The sequence below is a fragment of the Pseudomonas sp. LB-090624 genome, from assembly GCF_003205205.1.
Taxonomy (GTDB): Bacteria; Pseudomonadota; Gammaproteobacteria; order Pseudomonadales; family Pseudomonadaceae; genus Aquipseudomonas.
In genome coordinates this window covers 231,605-252,761 of record NZ_QJRL01000001.1, presented here as the reverse complement: position 1 = coordinate 252,761, position 21,157 = coordinate 231,605, and the positions used below count along the sequence as shown (strand labels likewise).

Genomic DNA, 21,157 nt, shown 5'->3' with positions numbered 1-21,157 from the left:
CCAGCCCAATGGGCCGTCACAGTCTGATGGACCTGTGCAACCTGTGGGGGTTGGCTTGCCGGCGATAGGGCCCTGACAGGCACACCACTTTCGGATCCGCCCCATGCCCTTTTCCGTTCGCGCCCTGCGTCTGGGGCTGATCACCCTGCTCATTCTGCTGGGCACCGCCCTCAGTGCCGGCTGGGCCATGCACCAGGCCAAGCGCCAGGCCATGGAAGACGACGCCCAGCGTGCCAATCAGCAACTGGGCCTTTATGCCAACACCCTGCACACCCTGATCGACCGCTACCGTGCCCTGCCCGCCGTACTGGCACTGGACCCGGAACTGATCGCCGCCCTGCGCGGCCCGGTCAGCGAGCCGGTGCAGGACGCCCTGAACCGCAAGCTTGAACGCATCAACGGCGCGGCAAACTCCTCCACCCTCGAACTGCTCGACCGCACCGGCCTGGCCATCGCCGCCAGCAACTGGCGGCTACCTAGCAGCTACGTCGGCTCCAACTACGGCTTTCGCCCCTACTTCAAGCAAACCCGCAGCCAAGGCAGTGGCCGCTTCTACGCCGTTGGCGTGACCAGTGGCGTGCCAGGCTACTTCCTCGCCAGCGCAGTAAACGACGAGCATGGCCGTTTCCTCGGTGCCATGGTGGTAAAGCTGGAGTTCCCCGAACTGGAACGCGAATGGCGCCAAGGCAGCGATATCCTGCTGGTCAGCGATGCACGCGGCATCACCTTCATCGCCAACCAGGACGGCTGGCGCTACCGCGAATTGCAGCCACTCAGCGGCGCCGACCGTGCCGAGCTGGCCGAAACCCGACAGTACGACAAGCAACCGCTGGTGCCGCTGCAGCATCAGGTCCTCACCCGCTTTGCCGCCAACAGCACCCTGAGCCGCGTGCAGGGGCCGGAAGGCAGTGCCGAGTACCTGTGGGAAAGCCTGCCGCTGGAAGGCGAGAACTGGACCTTGCACCTGCTGCGTAAGCCGCAGGTCGCCGCAGACGGCCGCAATGCCGCACTCGGCGCCGCCGCCGTGTGGCTGAGCCTGGTGTTCGCCGGGCTGTTCGTCAGCCAGCGCCTGCGCCTGGCCCGCCTGCGCCAGCGCAGCCGGCAAGAGCTCAAGCGCCAGGTCGAGGAGCGCACCCGCGAGCTGCGCACCGCCCAGGAGGGCCTGGTGCAATCGGCCAAGCTGGCCGCCCTGGGGCAAATGTCGGCGGCCATGGCCCACGAAATCAACCAGCCACTGACCACCCAGCGCATGCAGCTGGAAACCCTGCGGCTGCTGCTCGACCATGGCCGTCATGACGAAGCGCGCCAAGCCCTTGAGCCGCTGGAGCAGATGCTCACGCGCATGGCCGCACTCACCAGCCACCTGAAGACCTTCGCCCGCAACAGCCCGGTGGGCCTGCGCGAGCGCCTCGATCTGGCCACCGTAGTTGACCAGGCCCTGCACTTGCTGGAAGCACGCATCCGCAGCGAACAGGTGGAGGTCGCCCAGTACCTGGCACGCCCGGCTTGGGTGCGCGGCGATGCCATTCGCCTGGAACAGGTACTGATCAACCTGCTGCACAATGCCCTCGACGCCATGGCCGACAAGCGCTACAAACGCTTGGAGCTTCGTATCGAGCCTGACGGCGAGCTGTGGCGCCTGAGCGTGCTCGACTCGGGTGGCGGTATTGCCGAAGCCGACCTGGCCAAGGTCTTCGACCCGTTCTTCACCACCAAGCCGGTGGGCGAAGGCCTGGGCCTGGGCCTGGCGATTTCCTACGGCATCGTCCATGAGGCCGGCGGCCAGCTCCAGGCCGAAAACCTGCCCGGTGGTGCACGCCTGAGCCTTACCCTGCCCCGAGACCTGGAGCCTGTATGTTGAATTCAGTGATCGTCGTCGATGATGAAGCCAGTATCCGCACGGCGGTGGAGCAATGGCTAAGCCTGTCCGGTTTCAGCGTGCAGCTATTCCCCCGCGCCGAAGACTGCCTGGCCCAGCTGCCGAAGCACTTCCCCGGGGTGATCATCAGCGATGTGCGCATGCCGGGCATGGATGGCCTGCAGTTGCTCGAGCGGTTGCAGGGGGACGACCCTGACCTGCCAGTGATCCTGCTGACCGGCCACGGTGATGTGCCCATGGCGGTAGAGGCCATGCGCAACGGGGCCTATGACTTCCTTGAAAAGCCCTTTACCCCGCAACACTTGCTGGGCAGCCTGCGCCGGGCACTGGAAAAACGCCAGCTGGTGCTGGAAAACCGCCGCTTGCACGAGCAGGCCGACCTCAAGTCACGCCTGGAGGGCACGCTGCTCGGCATGTCCCAGGGCCTGCAACAGCTACGTCGCCAAGTGCTGGACCTGGCCAGCCTGCCGGTCAATGTGCTGATCCGTGGCGAGACTGGCAGCGGCAAAGAGCGGGTGGCGCGCTGCCTGCACGATTTTGGGCCGCGCGCGGCCAGGCCGTTCGTTGCCCTCAACTGCGCGGCTATCCCCGAAGCACTGTTCGAAGCCGAACTGTTCGGCCATGAGAGCGGCGCCTTTACCGGTGCCCAGGGCAAACGCATCGGCAAACTGGAGTACGCCAACGGTGGCACGGTGTTTCTCGATGAGATCGAAAGCATGCCACTGGTCCAGCAGGCCAAGCTGCTGCGGGTAATCCAGGAACAGAAGCTTGAGCGTCTGGGGGCCAATCAGAGTATCAACGTCGATTTGCGCATCATTGCCGCGACCAAGCCTGACTTGCTTGAAGAGGCCCGCGCCGGGCGCTTCCGCGAAGACCTGGCCTACCGCCTGAACGTAGCCGAACTGCGCTTGGCCCCGTTGCGTGAACGGCGTGAAGACATTCCGCTGCTGTTTGAGCATTTCGCCCGGGTCGCTACCGAAAAGCTTGGCCGTGTTGCCCCACCGCTGTCGGGTGCACAACTGGCGCAACTGCTGTCGCACGACTGGCCGGGCAATGTGCGTGAGCTGGCCAATGCGGCGGAGCGGCATGCCTTGGGGCTGGGCTCGCCGAATATCGAGGTGGCACCGGCCGGGCAATCGCTAGGCGAGCAGATGGAAGCGTTCGAGGCACAATGCCTGCGCGCAGCGTTGCGCCAGCACGGGGGGGCGATCAGTGCGGTGATGGAAGCGTTGCAACTGCCGCGGCGCACGCTGAACGAAAAGATGCAGCGGCATGGGTTGGTGCGTGAGGATTTTGTGGAACGGGAATAAGCGGATATCCGCTTATCAAAAACGATCGATAAGCAGAAATCCGCTTACCCACAGGGGCGTTCTGGGGCTGCGCTGCAGCCTTTGGCGGGCAGGCCCGCTGCCACCAGGAAATCGGAAAACCCAGGCGTGACGCGGTCTCTATGGGAGCCGGCGGGGCCGCAAAAGGCGCCCAGCGCCCCCATTTGGATCATTGCGCACCCATTTGGCACACCTTCTGCAATCACCTGTGCAAGCTGCGCCACGGCGCGCTCCACAAAAACAACGAGAAGGTATCCCTGATGGATAACGCAACCTCCCTGCCCGCCGGGGCGGCCACCGCGCCTGCCGCAGAAAAAACCACCGCCAGCCGCCTGAAGTCGATCTTCAGCGGGTCCATCGGCAACATGGTCGAATGGTACGACTGGTACGTCTACGCCGCATTCTCGCTGTACTTCGCCAAGGCCTTCTTCCCGGCCGGCGACTCCACCGCACAACTGCTCAACACCGCCGCGATCTTCGCCGTGGGCTTCCTGATGCGCCCGATCGGGGGCTGGCTGATGGGTCTGTATGCCGACCGTAAAGGCCGTAAAGCGGCACTGATGGCGTCGGTACTGCTGATGTGCGCAGGCTCGCTGGTCATTGCCCTGACGCCAGGTTATGAAACCATCGGCGTTGCCGCACCGATCCTGTTGGTCATTGCCCGTCTGCTGCAAGGCTTGTCGGTAGGCGGTGAATACGGCACCTCGGCCACCTACCTCAGCGAAATGGCCAGCAAGGACCGCCGTGGCTTCTTCTCCAGCTTCCAGTACGTAACTCTGATCTCCGGCCAGCTTATCGCTTTGGCGGTACTGATCGTGCTGCAACAGACCCTGACCACCGAGCAGCTGTATGCCTGGGGCTGGCGTGTGCCGTTCGTGATCGGTGCCCTGTGCGCGGTGGTGGCCCTGTACCTGCGTCGTGGCATGGAAGAAACCGCCTCGTTCACCAAGAAGGAAAAGGCCAAGGAAAGCCTGATGCGCACCCTGCTGCGCCACCCCAAGGAACTGATGACCGTGGTCGGCCTGACCATGGGCGGTACCCTGGCGTTCTACACCTACACCACCTACATGCAGAAGTACCTGGTCAACACGGTGGGCATGAGCATCAGCGACTCAACCACCATCTCGGCCGCCACGCTGTTCCTGTTCATGTGCCTGCAGCCGGTGGTCGGTGGCCTGTCCGACAAGATCGGCCGTCGCCCGATCCTGATCGCCTTCGGTGTGCTGGGCACCCTGTTCACCGTACCGATCCTCAGCACCCTCCACACCATCCAGACCTGGTGGGGTGCGTTCTTCCTGATCATGGCCGCGCTGATCATCGTCAGCGGCTACACCTCGATCAACGCCGTGGTCAAGGCCGAGTTGTTCCCGACCGAAATCCGCGCCCTCGGCGTTGGCCTGCCCTATGCGTTGACCGTTTCGATCTTCGGCGGCACTGCCGAGTACGTGGCTCTGTGGTTCAAGAGTGCGGGCATGGAAAGCGGCTTCTACTGGTACGTCACCGCCTGCATCGCCTGCTCGCTGCTGGTTTACGCGACCATGAAGGACACCAAGCAGCACTCGCGCATCACTACTGACTGACGCTGGCCTGGCAAGACTGAAAGGGGCGCTCCATTGCATGGGGCGCCCCTTTTTTCATGACGCGAGACAACCTGTGAGACGGTTAACGGGGCGATTACGCTCACGGGATGGATCGGCAGAATCATGAACAGCCTATTGACCGGATACTGGCAGGCACATCGCAAGGCTTGCCGGGTTCGCCTGCAAGGCGGGGGCCGGAGTACCCGCTGCCGCATCAGCACTCTGGACATCAACGCCTGACGGCACGTTGAAACACATATTCCGTTCTTAACACCTCTTTAATTACTGCCCTTCAAGCTGCGACGGCTGACGAAACGACGACGCGAGGGCTTGCGGCTATTGAATGACACAGCCGCTTGACCAGCGCGAAGCTCACGCCAAAACATCGATTTATTCGATTTTTAATCGCAATTTTTTGCGCTTTTTAATCAAATTAATCGGCGTAGCATTAGACCTATAGAAACAAACAACTCACGATCCCCCGGAGCAATGGCCATGAAAAACCAACTGATCCTCACCCTGGCCCTCTCGGTTTTCGCAGCTGGCGCCTTCGCCGAAGATGGCTTCGACCGTACCAGCGCTCACACGTTTGCCGCTGCTCAAGCTCAGTCCGCTCGCTACGCTGAAGATGGCTTCGACCGCACTGGCGGCCAGCGCTTTGCTGAAGACGGCTTCGATCGCACCGGCGGCCAGCGCTTCGCCGAAGACGGCTTCGATCGCACCGGCGGCCAGCGCTTCGCCGAAGACGGCTTCGATCGCACCGGTGGCCAACGCTTCGCCGAAGACGGCTTTGATCGCACTGGCGGCCAACGCTTCGCCGAAGACGGCTTCGACCACACCAACGCTCACCGCATCAGCTGATCCCTGCTGCGCGCAACCAGCCCGGCTTTTGCCGGGCTTGATCATTTGCAGGCGGGCACAGGCTTGGCACACTAGGCACCTTGTCCACCAGGAGGTAGGGCCAGCAAGCCCAGTACAGATGTATTACTACGAACCCGCTAAAGGCCACGGCCTGCCCCACGACCCGTTCAACGCCATCGTTGGCCCCCGCCCTATCGGCTGGATCTCTTCGCAGGACCGCGAAGGTCGCTTGAATCTGGCGCCGTACAGCTTCTTCAATGCCTTCAACTACATTCCGCCGATCATCGGTTTCTGCAGCGTCGGGCGCAAAGACAGCCTGAACAACATCGAGCAGACCGGCGAATTCGTCTGGAACCTGGCCACCCGGCCGCTGGCCGAGCAGATGAACCAGAGCTGCGCACCGGTTGCCGCCGAAGTAAACGAATTCGAACTGAGCGGCCTCACCGCCACCCCCTCAAGCATCGTCAAGGTGCCGCGCGTGGGCGAAACCCCGGTAGCCTTCGAGTGCAAGGTCAGCCAGATCGTCCAGCTAAAGCGGGCTGACCAAGAGCTGGTGCCCAGCTGGCTGATTTTTGGGGAAGTGGTGGCGGTGCACATTGCCGAGCACCTGTTGAACAACGGCATCTACGATACCGCTGCCGCCGAGCCGATACTGCGGGGTGGTGGCCCGGCGGACTATTTCGAGCTGGGCACACTGTTCAAGATGGGCAGGCCGACAGCCTGATCACCAGATCAGCTCACCCTCGTCGCTGACGCCCTGCAGGCGTTGCAACTCGGCGGTGGCCGCTTCGTCAGCGGCCACGGCGCCCTTGAACACCTGCCCGTCGAGCACTTTGTGAAAACGCGGCGCACCGCCCATGCCCAAGGCCTTGACCGCGATGGCCGCGGTATAACCACCGCCTTCTACCGGCACCATCGCCGAAACCGCTTCGAACTGCGGGAACTCCCTACGTGCCATGTCGCTACCCAATTCGTTGATCGTTGGCTGGCATCTTACGCTATTCACCAGTCTGGCCCTATCGCCGGCAAGCCAACTGCTGCGGTCTTTGTGGGGGCTGGCTTGCCGACGACAGGGCCGCTACAGACAACAAATCAATCGAAGGTATGCAAGTCCAGGCTGCTGACCACCTGCGCCTGCACCAGCTCACCAAACAACTCCAGCGTCGGCGAAGCAAAATACCCACTCATCGCCTGCTGGTCCTGCCAGCTGCCACTGAGCAACCACAAGTCGGCATCCGCCTGCGAGCGCTGCACGGTGAAACTCAGGCAACCCGGCGCACGCAGCGAAGGCTCGAGCAGGTCACGCAGACGCGCCCCCAGCTCCGCCGAGCGCCCGCTGCTGGCACGGATGAACGCAAGATGGGTGACCGGTTGTTTGAGGGTCATTGCACAATCTCCTTGAAGCAGGCGGACGGAAAAGCCAGGCTGCCAAGGTTAGGGGCTCACCCGCGCGACACGTTAGGCCATTACTGCTCGCCAATTGCCTGATCCTGCAGCACGGCAGGATCAGGCAATCGACGTGCAGCTTTCGACTAGCGCCCGCCATTGCCCAAACCTATGCTGCGACGGTCAGTAGAGGAAAGCCATGATGACCACCGCCACGTCCCCCGACCAGACCCTGGAACTGCAGCGCCAGGAGCTGGCTGCGCTGATTACCCGCCACGCCGGCGAACCGCACGGCCCGGCATCGGCCATCGATGACCTGTACCTGGTGCGTTACACCGAGAACGTGCGTTCAGTGCCGACCCTGGCGCAACCCGCCCTGTGCATCCTGGCCCAGGGCAGCAAAAGCCTGTTCCTCGGCGACGAGCAATACGCCTACGACCCCCTGCATTACATGGTGGTCTCGGTCACCTTGCCACTGAGTGGGGTCAAGCTGGACGCGAGCCCGGAAAACCCCAGCCTGGGCCTGCGCATGGACCTGGACCCGGCCGAGATCAGCCAGCTGATCGCCGAGAGTGGGCCAATGCTGGTGCCCAACCGGCCTTCTGGTCGCGGCCTGTACGTGGACAAAACCGATGCTGCACTGCTCGATGCGCTGCTGCGGCTGATTCGCCTGCTGGACACCCCGCGTGATATCGCGATGCTGGCGCCGCTGTTCCGCCGCGAAATTCTCTACCGCATGTTGCGTGGCCCGCAGGGCTATCGGCTGTATGAGATTGCCTTGGCCAACAGCCAGACGCACCGGGTATGCCAGGCCATTACCTGGCTCAACAACAACTACCAGCAACCGCTGCGTATCGAGGACCTGGCCCGTGAGGTCAACCTCAGTACCTCGACCTTGCACCACCGCTTCAAGGCGGTGACGTCGATGAGCCCCTTGCAGTACCAGAAGCAACTGCGCCTGCAGGAGGCGCGCCGGTTGATGCTGAACGACGGGCTGGAGGCGGCTGTTGCAGCCTATCGGGTGGGCTATGAGAGCCCGTCGCAGTTCAGCCGAGAATACAGCCGGCTGTATGGTGCACCGCCGATTCGCGATGTGGCCAGGTTGCGCGCTACGGCTGGCTGAGTGTGCTGCTGGCTTGGCCGCGCTAGGGCCGACAAGCCAGCAACGCAAGACTCAAGGTTCAACCGATAACCATGCCCTGCCATTGGTTCTGGTCCACCTGAATCAAGGTCGGCCCCTTGCGCTCTACCGCCTGCCCCAACGCTGCCTGCAGTTGTGCCACATCCGCGACAGTCTCCGCAGCAGCGCCCAACGCCCGCGCCACCCCGATGAAATCCGGGGTATGGATATCCACCCCTACCGGCTCGATCGCCCGGTTGACCATGTACTTCTTGATTTCCTCGTACCCCTGGTTGTTCCACAGCAGCACGATCAGCGGCACCTGCGCCTCCACCGCACTGGCCAGCTCCGGCAGGGTGAACTGCAGGCCGCCATCACCAATCAGGCACACCGAGGGCGCACGCTCGCCAGGCTGCTCGGCGCTGCCCAACCAGGCGCCCATGGCCGCCGGCAAGGCATAACCCAGCGTGCCGTAACCAGTCGAGGCATTGAACCAGCGGCGTGGCTGGTCCATGTCCAGGGTCAGGTTGCCGGTGTACACCGGCTGGGTCGAGTCACCCACCAGAATGGCATTGGGCAAGCGCTGCAGAATGGCGCTCAGCAAGCGTGTCTGGCTCAAGGTCGGCTGATCCCAACCGGCCGCCAGCGCCTGGCGCAGGCTGAGCACCCGGGCCACGCCCCAGGTGCTTTCGGGCACAGGTTGCGGCTGAGCCTGCAAAGCAGCCAGTAGCGCTTCGGTAGCCAGCTCGGCATCGGCCACCAGCGCCAGCTCCGGTAGGTAGTTGCGCACGGTCTGGTCCGGGTCGATGTCGATACGCAGCAGGCTGCCCGGGATTTCGAAGCCACCCTTGAAGGTCACGTCATAATCGGTTTCGGCCAGTTCGGTGCCAATCGCCAGCACCACGTCTGCCTCGGCCACCAGCGCCCGGGTGGCCGGCAACGACTGGGTAGAGCCGATCTGCAACGGGTGGTTGGCCGGCAGCAAACCCTTGGCATTGATAGTCAGCGCGACGGGCGCCTGCAGATGTTCGGCCAGGCGCGCCAGCGCAGGGCCCGCCGCCAAGGCACCGCCACCGGCGAGGATCAATGGTCGGCGTGCACTGGCCAGGCGCTCAGCCATCTGTGCCACGGCCTGCGGGGCCGCGCCGGCCCTGCTGCTGCGTACCGGGCGCCCCGGCAGCAGTTGTCCGGCCGGTTCAACCAGCACATCCAGCGGGATCTCGATATGTACCGGGCGCGGCCGGGCACTGTCGAACACGGCAAAGGCCCGCGCCAGCACCTGCGGCAGGTCGGCAGCACTCATCAAGGTATGGGAAAACGCCGCCACACCCGCCACCAGCCCCGCCTGGTTGGGGAGCTCGTGCAGCTTCCCCCGGCCACCGCCCAACTGGTCGCGAGACTGCACGCTGGAAATCACCAGCATCGGAATCGAATCCGCGTAGGCCTGGCCCATGGCCGTGGTGATGTTGGTCATGCCCGGGCCAGTGATGATGAAGCACACACCGGGTTTGCCACGGGTGCGCGCATAGCCGTCAGCCATGAAGCCGGCGCCCTGCTCGTGGCGCGGGGTAATGTGGCGAATGGACGAGCCCGCCAAGCCTCGGTAGAGCTCCACGGTATGCACACCAGGGATGCCGAAGACATGGTCCACGCCATAGCCTTCGAGGAGTTTGACCAGTACTTCGCCGCAGGTTGCCATCAGGTTCACCATGAATCTTGTTAGGTTATGCGCTTATTGGACCCAACCCACGGCTATCGCGACAATGCAAAAAAACACATACTAGCCATGTCTTGTGATCATGGCTTACTGCAATGAAACGCCTCCCGCCCCTGCCTGCCCTGCACACGTTCCTGATCACTGCCCAATGCTGCAACTTCACCCGCGCCGGGCAGCAGTTGCACATCACCCAGGGCGCCGTCAGCCGGCAGATCGCAGCCCTTGAGGAGCACTTGGGTTATCCACTGTTCCAGCGTCAGGCCCGTGGCCTGAGCCTGACCCGAGAAGGCCAGGACTGGCTGCCACGGGTGCAACAGGTATTCGCGCTGATCGAACAAGGGGTGCGTGAAGTGGGTGAGCACAGCACCACCCTTCAGCTCAAGGCACCCACCTGCGTGATGCGTTGGCTGCTGCCGCGCCTGATGGAGTGGCAGGCATTGCGCCCGGACGTCCCCGTGGAGCTGACTACGACCGTGCAGCACGGGGTGGATTTCCGTCGCGAGGGTTTCGATGCAGCGGTGGTGTACGGCGATGCGCCCAACCACGGGCTGCAGGTACGCAAGCTGTTCGATGAGCAACTGACCCCGGTGTGCGCACCGTCACTGCGCGAAGGGCCAGTGCCGTTGCAGCAAGTGGAAGACCTGACCCGACATATGTTGCTGCACCCCTCGCGCGATGAACATGACTGGTGGTTGTGGTTGCAAGCGGCTGGAGTGACGCTGGCCACGCACGGACCTAAACAGCATTTCGAGACGTTGGACATGGCGATGGCCATGGCCTCGCAAGGGACAGGGGTGGCGATCGGTGACTGGTCGCTGATTGGCGATGACCTGCGCGGTGGGCGGTTGTGCATGCCGTTCGCACTGAAAGTGCTGACGGGCAAGGGGTATTACCTGGTGAGCCAAGCCAGGCCCTCGCCGCCGGGGTTGCTCGAGCTGCTGGACTGGCTGGAGGGCCAGGCCCGCCTTTGAAGGCGCTTTCGCGGGCATGGCCGCCAAGCAGGACTCAATAACCGACTGTGAACCGCTGCCGCGAATGCTTGGGCTTCTCCAGCTCATCCAGCTCTTGCCATCGGCACCGATCAACAGATGATCCTTGGCCAGGGTACGTGGCCTGTGCGTTCACCCTCAACGAACTCAGCGGAAGGCAAGAGAAAGGTCCAGTCCAGGTCGGCTCGCGCTGATTTTCTGGTGCAGCGGTTCAAGGACGAGCCGGAATGGGACCAGGATCTATACTGACGAGGCAGGTATCACCTAACGCTGTACAAGGAGGTGAGCACCATGGGCATCAAATCAAGAAGAGTCGCCCTCGTCATGGCCCTGACAGCGGTGGTGGGGCTTTACGGCTCAGCCTGCTGGCGCGCCGAGCTGCTACGCAGCCAGCCCAGCGCCGCCAACAGCTGCGAGCAGGCACATTGCGTGCCTCACACCGCAACGTTGAGCGCCGTCCGTTGAGTTAGACGGCGCCCTGCCGGTCACTCCTCGACGCTCATGTATTCCTTGGCCCAGCGGATGTAATCCTCGGGCTGGGTGTAGGTGTGCGAGAGTTCGGTAGCACTCAGGTTTTCTGACTTGTTCTGCCGCCCGCGCTGCAACCGCAAGCAATCGTAGGTGGCCTTGATTGCGGCAAAGTAGGCCGCATGCCCATCGACCACAATGCGCACGCCCAAGCGCGCCAGGCGCTCGTCATCGCGCAGGTTGGGGTTGCCATAGGTAACCAGCATCAGCGGCACGGTAAGGTGCTCGGCAATTTTCTCGAGCTGCTCGAAATCCTTCACACCTACCATGCAGATGCCATCGGCACCGGCCTTCTGGTAGCTCTGGGTACGCACGATGATTTCTTCAGTGGTAAGCACGCCAGCATTGGTCCGGGCAATGATCGACAGCGACGAATCGACCCGGGCCTCCAGCGCCGCGCGGATCTTGCCAACGCCCTCTTCGACCGGGATCAGGTCGGTGGACTTGCGCCCGAACTGGGCGGGCAGCAGGGTGTCCTCGATGGTCAGTGCGGCGACGCCGGCGCGCTCCAGTTCGATCACCGTGCGCATCACGTTCAGTGCGTTGCCATAGCCATGGTCGGCGTCGGCCAGTACCGGCAACTGCGCGACGCGGCCAATACGGGTGGCCTGCTCGACGAACTCGCTGAGGGTGATCAGGGCGAAGTCCGGTGCGGCCAGTACCTGCAACGAAGCGACAGAACCACCGAGGATGCCGACCTCGAAGCCCAGGTCTGCGGCAATGCGTGCTGACATCGGGTCGAACACAGAGGCGGTGTGGAAACAGGATCCTGAAGCGAGCAGCTCGCGGAAGGCAAAACGCAGATCTTGATGGGAAGCCTTGGGCATGATCACTCCGCAATTATGTAGAAATTCGAACGGTAACTACCGACCCCTGTAATCGGGTCTACCTGACCTGTTCCAACCGTCGCCATCTGGGCGGTCATGCTCGACATGCAGGCAGAGGAATAAAAGGCGTGGGAAACAGAAAGCTGAAAAACCTGCGGCATAATGTTGCACCAAGCTGGTGCAAGCCGCGGCTTTCGGCCCCTGTGGCATACCAACGATATCACGCGGCCATGCAGCACTGGATGAATGCGCCAATGCCGATCTTGCATAGGGGATGCAGATAGTACATAGGAAGCTACCTAACTCAGGTTACAATTCGGGGGCCTCCTGGCGCGCGCACCCGGCAGCACAGGCCCATCGCACCCCGTGATCCCTGTGCCGTACCTGTGGTCGCGAACCTGCCCGCGAAGCGGCCAAAACCGTTAAACAAGGTACCCCCGTGACAGCTGCCCTGCCCCCCACTACCCTGCGCAACGTGCTCACCGCCCTGATGCTGGCGATCTTCCTTGGCGCATTGGACCAGACCATCGTTGCCGTGTCGTTGCCGGCCATCTCGGCGCAGTTCAACGATGTCGGCCTGCTGGCCTGGGTCATCTCCGGCTACATGGTGGCCATGACCATCGCGGTGCCGATCTACGGCAAGCTGGGGGACCTGTACGGCCGACGGCGGATGATCCTCACCGGTATCAGCCTGTTCACCCTGGCCTCGATTGCCTGCGCACTGGCCCAGGACATGCAGCAATTGGTGCTGGCCCGCGTGCTCCAGGGTATTGGCGCGGGGGGTATGGTTTCGGTCAGCCAGGCGATCATCGGTGACTTCGTCCCGCCGCGAGAACGTGGCCGCTACCAGGGCTACTTCAGCAGCATGTATGCCGTCGCCAGCGTGGCCGGCCCGGTATTGGGCGGCTGGCTGACCGAGTACCTGTCATGGCGCTGGGTGTTCTGGATCAACCTGCCACTGGGCCTGGTCGCCTTGTGGGCGATCCGCCGGGCATTGGCTGGCATGCCAGTCCAGCGCCGAGAGGCACAGGTGGACTACCTGGGTGCCGTGCTGTTGATTCTCGGCCTGGGGAGCCTGCTGCTGGGCATTACCTTGGTCGGCCAAGGTAATGCCTGGGGGGACCCTGCCGTGCTGGTGCTGTTCGCCTGCGCCGTGCTGGGCCTGGCGCTGTTCATCGCCCACGAGCGCCGCTGCCCCGAGCCGCTACTACCGCTAAATCTGTTCGGCAACCGTGTTGCGGTACTGTGCTGGGCGGTCATCTTCTTCGCCAGCTTCCAGTCGATTTCCCTGACCATGCTGATGCCTTTGCGCTTCCAGGGCATCACCGGCGCCGGCGCCGACACCGCCGCCCTGCACCTGTTGCCGCTGGTGATGGGGCTACCCATCGGTGCCTTCACGGGTGGGCGCATGACCAGTCGTACCGGGCGCTACAAGCCGCAGATACTCGCCGGGGCGTTGCTGATGCCGCTGGCCATCCTAGGCATGGCGCTGACCCCGCCGCAGTCCGGGTGGCTCAGTGCACTGTTCATGTTGCTGACTGGCATTGCCTGCGGCTTGCAGTTCCCGACATCGCTGGTGGGCACGCAAAGCGCAGTGGCCAGCCAGGACATCGGCGTGGCCACCAGCACCACCAACCTGTTCCGCTCGTTGGGCGGGGCGATGGGCGTCGCGTGCATGTCCAGCCTGTTGCTGGCGTTGCTGCACCAGGGCGGGTTCGAATTGCTCGGTAACCCCTTGCTGGGGAGCTTGAAGGCGGGCGAAGTCGACCTGGCGACCCAGACACGGTTGCTGGAGACGTTCCGCCACCTGTTGATGGGGAGTGCGCTGATTGCACTGCTTGGTTTGCTGGCCGCAGTGGCTTTGCCGGATCGGCAACTGCGCGGCCACTGAATGCAGGGCAATCCCGTAGCAACAGCCTTGAGCTGCGATGATGCATCACTGGCGAAGAGAGCTGCTGCCCTACTGCTCCCGCAGCAGGACAGCGGTGAGCCGAGCAATGGCGCAGTTACCCGCGAGCATTAATCCTCTCTTAATACAGAGAGGAAACACTCCCTCACAATCCTTAACAAAGTGTCATTTGCGCAGAGCCGGGCTCAAGCGCAGCATATCCAGCCCGGTGTCGACCCATTTTTCGACATCCCCCAACAGGTCGACACTGTCAGGCAGCAGCAGCCAGCGCCCGATCAGGCCATCGACATAAGCGAACATGGCCACCGCCGCGCGCTCGACATCCAGCTCGCCAGGCAACTGGCCCCGGCGCACGGCATTGGCCAGCGCCAGGGTAATGCCCTTGTGGCAATCCAGCACCGCCCCCTGGCGCTGCTGGCGAATTTCACACATGTCATCGGTGAACTCGCACTTGTGATGCAGGATTTCATTGATACGCCGGGTTCGGGCATCGAGTACCAGCTCGTTGAACACCTGCAACAGCAGCTTGCGCATACAGCCAAGCGGGTCGACTTCGTCCTCGCTTTCGCTCGCCCGCGCCAAATGGTCATGCGTCTCGTGCAGGCTGTCGAGCAACGCCTGCACCAGCTCGGCCTTGTTGTTGAAGTGCCAATAGATCGCCCCGCGGGTCACGCCCGCCAGTTCGGCGATGTCGGCCAGGGCGGTTCGCGCAACCCCGCGCTTGTAGAAGGCCCTTTCCGCTGCCTCGATGATCTGGGCGCGGGTCTCCTGGGCTTCTTCTTTGGTTCGACGGACCATGGCAGTACAACCTCATCTGGCCCGGACGCGCGGTGCGTACGGGAAACGCTCCGGGGGCACCTCTGCAGGGCAACCTCGCGGATGAACTAATCAAGGGCTGTGGCAGTAATCAAGTACAACCCGGCGGTATTTACAAACAACCATGAATGTAAGTATATTCCTTAGCAAGCTATTTATCCACCGGATAGCACATTTCTTCAGATCCAGACTCTTCCATTACTCTTGAGCGTCTCCCTGCTCCAGCGACCCGAGGATCCTCATGCAATTCAAGCCAGCCGTTACCGCTCTGGTTTCCGCCGTCGCCCTGGCAACCCTGCTCAGTGGCTGTAAGAAAGAAGAAGCAGCGCCAGCGGCGCAGGCTCCTCAGGTCGGCGTCGTGACCATCCAGCCGCAAGCCTTCACCCTGACCTCGGAACTGCCGGGGCGTACCAGTGCCTTCCGCGTCGCCGAAGTGCGTCCACAGGTCAATGGCATCATTCTCAAACGCCTGTTCAAGGAAGGGAGTGACGTCAAGGAAGGCCAGCAGCTTTACCAGATCGACCCCGCCGTGTACGAAGCCACACTGGGCAATGCCCAGGCCAACCTGCAGGCTACCCGCTCGCTGGCCGAGCGTTACAAGCAGCTGATCGACGAGCAGGCCGTGTCGAAACAGGAATACGACGACGCCAATGCCAAACGATTGCAGGCAGAAGCTTCGCTCAAAAGCGCGCAGATCGACCTGCGCTACACCAAGGTCCTGGCACCGATCAGCGGCCGCATCGGCCGTTCTTCGGTCACCGAAGGTGCGCTGGTGAACAATGGCCAGACCAACGCCATGGCCACCATTCAGCAACTCGACCCGATCTACGTCGACGTTACCCAGTCTACCGCCGAACTGCTCAAGCTGCGCCGTGACCTGGAAAGCGGCCAGTTGCAGAAGGCCGGCGACAACGCCGCCTCGGTCCAGCTGGTGCTGGAAGACGGCAGCCTGTTCAAGCAGGAAGGCCGGCTGGAATTCTCCGAAGTCGCGGTCGACGAGACCACCGGCTCGGTGACCCTGCGCGCACTGTTCCCCAATCCCGATCACACCCTGCTGCCAGGCATGTTCGTACATGCGCGGCTGAAGGCCGGGGTCAACGCCAACGCCATCCTGGCGCCGCAGCAAGGCGTGACCCGCGACCTGAAAGGCGCACCGACGGCCCTGGTGGTCAACCAGGAAAACAAGGTCGAACTGCGCCAGCTCAAGGCCAACCGTACCCTGGGTAGCGACTGGCTGATCGAGGAAGGCCTCAACCCGGGTGACCGCCTGATCACCGAAGGGCTGCAGTACGTGCGCCCAGGCGTCGAGGTCAAGGTCAGCGAAGCCACCAACGTCAAGAAGCCGGCCAGCCCTGATCAGGCCAACGCGGCGAAAGCAGACGCCAAAGCGGAGTAAACCATGTCGAAGTTCTTTATCGATCGCCCGATCTTCGCCTGGGTGATCGCCTTGGTGATCATGCTGGTCGGGGCCTTGTCTATCCTGAAGCTGCCGATCAACCAATACCCCAGCATCGCGCCACCGGCCATCGCCATCGCCGTGACCTACCCGGGCGCCTCGGCGCAAACCGTGCAGGACACCGTGGTGCAGGTGATCGAGCAGCAGCTCAACGGTATCGACAACCTGCGGTATGTGTCGTCGGAAAGTAACTCCGACGGCAGCATGACCATTACCGCCACCTTCGAGCAGGGCACCAACCCCGACACCGCTCAGGTGCAGGTGCAGAACAAGCTGAACCTGGCCACCCCGCTGCTGCCGCAGGAAGTGCAGCAGCAAGGTATCCGCGTCACCAAGGCAGTGAAGAACTTCCTGCTGGTGATCGGCCTGGTCTCCGAAGACGGCAGCATGACCAAGGACGACCTGGCCAACTACATCGTCTCGAACATGCAGGACCCGATCTCGCGTACTGCAGGTGTGGGTGACTTCCAGGTGTTCGGTGCGCAGTACGCCATGCGTATCTGGCTCGATCCGGCCAAGCTGAACAAGTTCCAGCTGACTCCGGTCGACGTCAAGACCGCGGTTGCCGCGCAAAACGTGCAGGTGTCCTCCGGTCAACTCGGCGGCCTGCCAGCCATGCCGGGTACCCAGCTGAACGCCACCATCATCGGCAAGACCCGCCTGCAGACTGCCGAGCAGTTCGAGAAGATCCTGCTCAAGGTCAACAGCGACGGTTCGCAGGTAAGGCTGGGCGATGTCGCCCAGGTTGGCCTGGGCGGTGAAAACTATGCGGTCAGCGCTCAGTTCAACGGTAAGCCGGCTTCCGGCCTGGCCGTAAAACTGGCGACCGGCGCCAACGCCCTGGACACCGCCAAGGCACTGCGCGAAACCATCAAAGGCCTGGAACCGTTCTTCCCGCCTGGGGTGAAAGCGGTATTCCCGTATGACACCACTCCGGTGGTCACCGAATCGATCAGCGGGGTGATCCACACCCTGATCGAAGCCGTGGTCCTGGTGTTCCTGGTGATGTACCTGTTCCTGCAGAACTTCCGCGCTACCATCATTACCACCATGACCGTACCGGTGGTGTTGCTGGGTACATTCGGCATCCTTGCCGCCGCGGGCTTCAGCATCAACACCCTGACCATGTTCGCCATGGTCCTGGCCATCGGTTTGCTGGTGGACGATGCCATCGTGGTGGTGGAGAACGTCGAGCGGGTCATGTCCGAGGAAGGCTTGCCGCCCAAAGAGGCGACCAAGCGCTCCATGGAGCAGATCCAGGGCGCCTTGGTGGGTATCGCCCTGGTGCTGTCGGCAGTGCTGCTGCCCATGGCATTCTTCGGTGGGTCGACCGGTGTGATCTACCGGCAGTTCTCCATCACCATCGTCTCGGCCATGGGCCTGTCGGTGCTGGTGGCACTTATCTTCACCCCGGCGCTGTGCGCCACCATGCTCAAGCCACTGAAGAAAGGCGAGCATCACACGGCCAAAGGCGGTTTCTTTGGCTGGTTCAACCGCAACTTCGACCGCAGCGTCAACGGCTACGAGCGCAGCGTGGGAACTATCCTGCGCAACAAGGTGCCGTTCCTGCTGGGCTATGCCCTGATCGTGGTCGGCATGATCTGGCTGTTCGCCCGCATTCCTACCGCGTTCCTGCCGGAGGAAGACCAAGGCGTACTGTTTGCCCAGGTACAGACCCCGGCCGGTTCCAGTGCCGAGCGCACCCAGGTGGTGGTCGACCAGATGCGTGAGTACCTGCTGAAGGACGAAGCCGACACCGTGTCGTCGGTGTTCACCGTCAACGGCTTCAACTTCGCCGGCCGCGGCCAGAGCTCGGGCATGGCGTTCATCATGCTCAAGCCATGGGGCGAGCGTTCCAAGGAAAACAGCGTGTTTGCCTTGGCCCAACGCGCCCAGCAACACTTCTTCACCTTCCGCGATGCGATGGTGTTCGCCTTTGCCCCGCCAGCGGTGCTCGAACTGGGTAACGCCACCGGTTTCGACGTGTTCCTGCAGGACCGCGGCGGCGTTGGGCACGAAAAGCTGATGGAAGCGCGCAACCAGTTCCTGGCCAAGGCCGCGCAAAGCAAAGTGCTGAGCGCGGTACGCCCGAACGGCCTGAACGACGAGCCGCAATACCAGCTGACCATCGATGACGAACGTGCCAGCGCCCTGGGCGTGACCATTGCCGACATCAACAACACCCTGTCGATTGCCTTGGGTGCCAGCTACGTCAACGACTTCATCGACCGCGGCCGGGTCAAGAAGGTTTACATCCAGGGCGAGCCGAACGCGCGGATGAGCCCGGAAGACCTGCAGAAGTGGTACGTGCGCAATGGCGCTGGCGAGATGGTGCCGTTCTCCTCCTTCGCCAAAGGCGAATGGACTTATGGTTCACCGAAGCTGTCGCGTTACAACGGCGTTGAAGCCATGGAGATCCTGGGTGCACCGGCCCCTGGCCACAGTACCGGTGAAGCCATGGCCGAGGTCGAGCGCATCGCTGGCGAATTGCCGGACGGCATCGGCTTCTCCTGGACCGGCATGTCCTACGAGGAAAAACTCTCCGGGTCGCAGATGCCGGCGCTGTTCGCCCTTTCGGTACTGTTCGTGTTCCTGTGCCTGGCAGCCCTGTACGAAAGCTGGTCGATCCCGATCGCCGTAGTGCTGGTAGTACCTCTGGGTATCATCGGTGCACTGATCGCCACCAGCCTGCGCGGCTTGTCCAACGACGTGTACTTCCTGGTCGGCCTGCTGACCACCATCGGTCTGGCGGCGAAGAACGCCATTCTGATCGTCGAATTCGCCAAGGAACTGCACGAGCAGGGCCGCAGCTTGTACGACGCGGCGATCGAAGCCTGCCGCATGCGACTGCGCCCGATCATCATGACCTCGCTGGCGTTCATCCTCGGCGTGGTACCGTTGACCATCGCCAGCGGTGCCGGTGCCGGCAGCCAGCACGCCATTGGTACGGGCGTGATCGGCGGCATGATCAGTGCGACCGTGTTGGCAATCTTCTGGGTACCACTATTCTTCGTCGCAGTGTCGTCGCTGTTCGGCAGCAAAGAGCCGGAAAAGGACGCCACCCCTGAAACTCCACGTTATGAGGCTGGGCAATGACCAAGTCTTTATTGTCCCTGGCGGTAACCGCTTTCATCCTTGGCGGCTGCTCGCTGATCCCTGACTACCAGACCCCGGAATCGCCGGTGGCAGCGCAGTGGCCGCAAGGCCCTGCGTACTCCCCGACCCAGTCGGCAGACGTTGCCGCCGCCGAACAGGGCTGGCGCCAGTTCTTCCACGACCCGGCACTGCAGCAACTGATCCAGACCTCGCTGGTCAACAACCGCGACCTGCGCGTCGCCGCGTTGAACCTTGACGCCTACCGCGCGCAGTACCGCATCCAGCGGGCTGACCTGTTCCCGGCGGTTTCAGCCACCGGCAGCGGCAGCCGCCAGCGAGTGCCGGCGAACATGTCGCAAACCGGGGAGTCGGGCATTACCAGCCAATACTCGGCCACCCTCGGCGTCAGCGCCTATGAGCTGGACCTGTTCGGCCGGGTCCGTAGCCTGACCGAGCAGGCCCTGGAGACCTACCTGTCCAGTGAGCAGGCGCGCCGCTCCACGCAAATTGCCCTGGTGGCCAGCGTGGCCAACGCCTATTACACCTGGCAGGCCGACCAGGCGCTGTTCAAGCTGACCGAAGAAACGCTGAAGACCTACGAGGAAAGCTACAACCTCACCCGTCGCAGCAACGAAGTCGGCGTGGCTTCGGCACTCGACGTCAGCCAGGCGCGTACCGCCGTGGAAGGCGCCCGGGTCAAGTACTCGCAGTACCAGCGCCTGGTCGCCCAGGACGTCAACAGCCTGACCGTGCTGCTGGGTACCGGTATTCCGGCGAACCTGGCCAAGCCGCTGGAGCTCAACGCCGACCAGCTGGCTGAAGTACCAGCCGGCCTGCCGTCGGACATCCTCCAGCGTCGTCCGGACATCCAGGAAGCCGAGCACCTGCTGAAGGCCGCCAACGCCAACATCGGCGCCGCCCGCGCAGCGTTCTTCCCGAGCATCAGCCTGACGGCGAACGCCGGCAGCCTGAGCCCCGACATGGGCCACCTGTTCGCGGGTGGTCAGGGCACCTGGCTGTTCCAGCCGCAGATCAACCTGCCGATTTTCAACGCCGGCAGCCTGAAGGCGAGCCTGGACTATTCGAAGATCCAGAAGGACATCAACGTCGCCAAGTACGAAAAAACCATCCAGACCGCCTTCCAGGAAGTCTCCGATGGCTTGGCTGCGCGCAAAACCTTCGAAGAGCAATTGCAGGCCCAGCGTGACTTGGTGCAGGCCAACCAGGACTACTACCGCCTGGCTGAACGCCGCTACCGGATCGGCATCGACAGCAACCTGACGTTCCTTGACGCCCAGCGCAACCTGTTCAGCGCCCAGCAGGCGCTGATCGGCGACCGTCTGTCGCAGCTGACCAGCGAGGTCAACCTGTACAAGGCGCTCGGCGGTGGCTGGTACGAGCAAACCGGTCAGGCGAACCAGCAGGCATCGGTGGATACACCGAAAAGCTGATTGCAGCTGTTGCCCATCAAGCCCACCCTCGCGGTGGGCTTTTTGTTTTCTGGCGCCTGCACAGACGCTAGGGCCAGCACTGCAGAATTATTAACTAACCGGAACATTCCGTTCGATTATCGCCCCGTTCCGTTTGCGGCGAATTGCCTCACCCCTGTACAACCCCGCACCATCCACCCACGCAACGTTGCCCAAGTTCATCAAGAAAAGACCC

The 21,157-nt window shown here is 62.8% G+C and carries 16 protein-coding genes and 1 pseudogene; 11 read left to right on the top strand and 6 right to left on the bottom strand.

Translation table 11 applies throughout. From position 1 onward, the window contains the following. The first annotated feature begins 103 nt into the window (after positions 1-103). The 5 genes from DMX11_RS01220 to DMX11_RS01200 all read left to right on the top strand — a co-directional run bounded on the left by DMX11_RS01220 (position 104) and on the right by DMX11_RS01200 (position 6,372). Positions 104-1,861, top strand: coding sequence for an ATP-binding protein (locus DMX11_RS01220; protein ID WP_110742694.1), 1,758 nt, complete (start codon positions 104-106; stop codon positions 1,859-1,861). Beyond that, on the top strand, positions 1,855-3,189 hold the full coding sequence (locus DMX11_RS01215; RefSeq protein ID WP_110742693.1) for a sigma-54 dependent transcriptional regulator: 1,335 nt from the start codon (positions 1,855-1,857) through the stop codon (positions 3,187-3,189). The genes DMX11_RS01220 and DMX11_RS01215 overlap by 7 nt, the downstream gene beginning before the upstream one ends. A 278-nt stretch (positions 3,190-3,467) precedes the next feature. Further along, positions 3,468-4,787, top strand: a complete 1,320-nt coding sequence (locus DMX11_RS01210) for an MFS transporter (protein WP_110742901.1) — start codon at positions 3,468-3,470, stop codon at positions 4,785-4,787. Positions 4,788-5,282: 495 nt separating this feature from the next. Continuing rightward, on the top strand, positions 5,283-5,648 hold the full coding sequence (locus DMX11_RS01205) for a heme utilization protein (protein ID WP_110742692.1): 366 nt from the start codon (positions 5,283-5,285) through the stop codon (positions 5,646-5,648). 118 nt (positions 5,649-5,766) lie between these two features. Continuing rightward, complete coding sequence (locus tag DMX11_RS01200; RefSeq protein ID WP_110742691.1) at positions 5,767-6,372, top strand: flavin reductase family protein; 606 nt, start codon at positions 5,767-5,769, stop codon at positions 6,370-6,372. On the opposite strand, the gene DMX11_RS01195 is transcribed toward DMX11_RS01200, so the two are convergent. Together DMX11_RS01195 and DMX11_RS01190 are read right to left on the bottom strand one after the other, a co-directional pair. Beyond that, positions 6,373-6,606, bottom strand: a complete 234-nt coding sequence (locus tag DMX11_RS01195; protein WP_110742690.1) for a hypothetical protein — start codon at positions 6,604-6,606, stop codon at positions 6,373-6,375. 134 nt (positions 6,607-6,740) lie between these two features. Then, positions 6,741-7,034, bottom strand: a complete 294-nt coding sequence (locus tag DMX11_RS01190; protein ID WP_110742689.1) for a putative quinol monooxygenase — start codon at positions 7,032-7,034, stop codon at positions 6,741-6,743. Positions 7,035-7,236: 202 nt separating this feature from the next. Here DMX11_RS01190 and DMX11_RS01185 point away from each other — a divergent pair, with 202 nt between their 5' ends. Further along, positions 7,237-8,157 carry an AraC family transcriptional regulator gene (locus DMX11_RS01185; RefSeq protein WP_110742688.1) on the top strand — a complete coding sequence of 307 codons (921 nt, stop codon included), beginning with the start codon at positions 7,237-7,239 and terminating at the stop codon, positions 8,155-8,157. 58 nt (positions 8,158-8,215) lie between these two features. On the opposite strand, the gene DMX11_RS01180 is transcribed toward DMX11_RS01185, so the two are convergent. Continuing rightward, the gene (locus DMX11_RS01180; protein ID WP_110742899.1) at positions 8,216-9,853 is read right to left on the bottom strand and encodes a 5-guanidino-2-oxopentanoate decarboxylase; all 1,638 of its coding nucleotides are present in this window, start codon (positions 9,851-9,853) and stop codon (positions 8,216-8,218) included. 113 nt (positions 9,854-9,966) lie between these two features. Here DMX11_RS01180 and DMX11_RS01175 point away from each other — a divergent pair, with 113 nt between their 5' ends. Next, positions 9,967-10,842: a LysR substrate-binding domain-containing protein gene (locus tag DMX11_RS01175; RefSeq protein ID WP_110742687.1), complete on the top strand. Its 876-nt coding sequence runs from the start codon at positions 9,967-9,969 to the stop codon at positions 10,840-10,842. Between the two features lie 34 nt (positions 10,843-10,876). On the opposite strand, the pseudogene DMX11_RS01170 reads toward DMX11_RS01175, so the two are convergent. Beyond that, positions 10,877-11,042 (bottom strand): annotated as a pseudogene (locus tag DMX11_RS01170) (NAD(P)-dependent oxidoreductase); the annotation flags it as partial. A gap of 303 nt (positions 11,043-11,345) precedes the next feature. Then, positions 11,346-12,215: an oxaloacetate decarboxylase gene (locus DMX11_RS01165; protein ID WP_110742686.1), complete on the bottom strand. Its 870-nt coding sequence runs from the start codon at positions 12,213-12,215 to the stop codon at positions 11,346-11,348. Positions 12,216-12,654: 439 nt separating this feature from the next. Between DMX11_RS01165 and DMX11_RS01160 the strand changes: the two genes are divergently transcribed. Beyond that, positions 12,655-14,106: an MDR family MFS transporter gene (locus tag DMX11_RS01160; RefSeq protein WP_110742685.1), complete on the top strand. Its 1,452-nt coding sequence runs from the start codon at positions 12,655-12,657 to the stop codon at positions 14,104-14,106. A 183-nt stretch (positions 14,107-14,289) separates the two neighbouring features. Here DMX11_RS01160 and ttgR read toward each other — a convergent pair whose 3' ends face one another. Then, positions 14,290-14,922, bottom strand: a complete 633-nt coding sequence (gene ttgR / locus DMX11_RS01155) for an efflux transport transcriptional regulator TtgR (RefSeq protein WP_110742684.1) — start codon at positions 14,920-14,922, stop codon at positions 14,290-14,292. A gap of 259 nt (positions 14,923-15,181) precedes the next feature. On the opposite strand from ttgR, the gene ttgA reads away from it, so the two are divergent. Genes ttgA through DMX11_RS01140 form a run of 3 tightly spaced genes read left to right on the top strand, consistent with a single transcriptional unit; the run spans position 15,182 to position 20,943 of the window. Continuing rightward, a complete protein-coding gene (gene ttgA, locus DMX11_RS01150; protein ID WP_110742683.1) occupies positions 15,182-16,336 on the top strand; it encodes a toluene efflux RND transporter periplasmic adaptor subunit TtgA in 1,155 nt (384 codons plus the stop codon). 3 nt (positions 16,337-16,339) lie between these two features. Continuing rightward, entirely contained in the window at positions 16,340-19,492 is a 3,153-nt protein-coding gene (gene ttgB, locus DMX11_RS01145) for a multidrug efflux RND transporter permease subunit TtgB (protein WP_110742682.1), read from the top strand. Next, on the top strand, positions 19,489-20,943 hold the full coding sequence (locus DMX11_RS01140) for an AdeC/AdeK/OprM family multidrug efflux complex outer membrane factor (RefSeq protein ID WP_110742681.1): 1,455 nt from the start codon (positions 19,489-19,491) through the stop codon (positions 20,941-20,943). The genes ttgB and DMX11_RS01140 overlap by 4 nt, the downstream gene beginning before the upstream one ends. Positions 20,944-21,157: the final 214 nt, after the last annotated feature.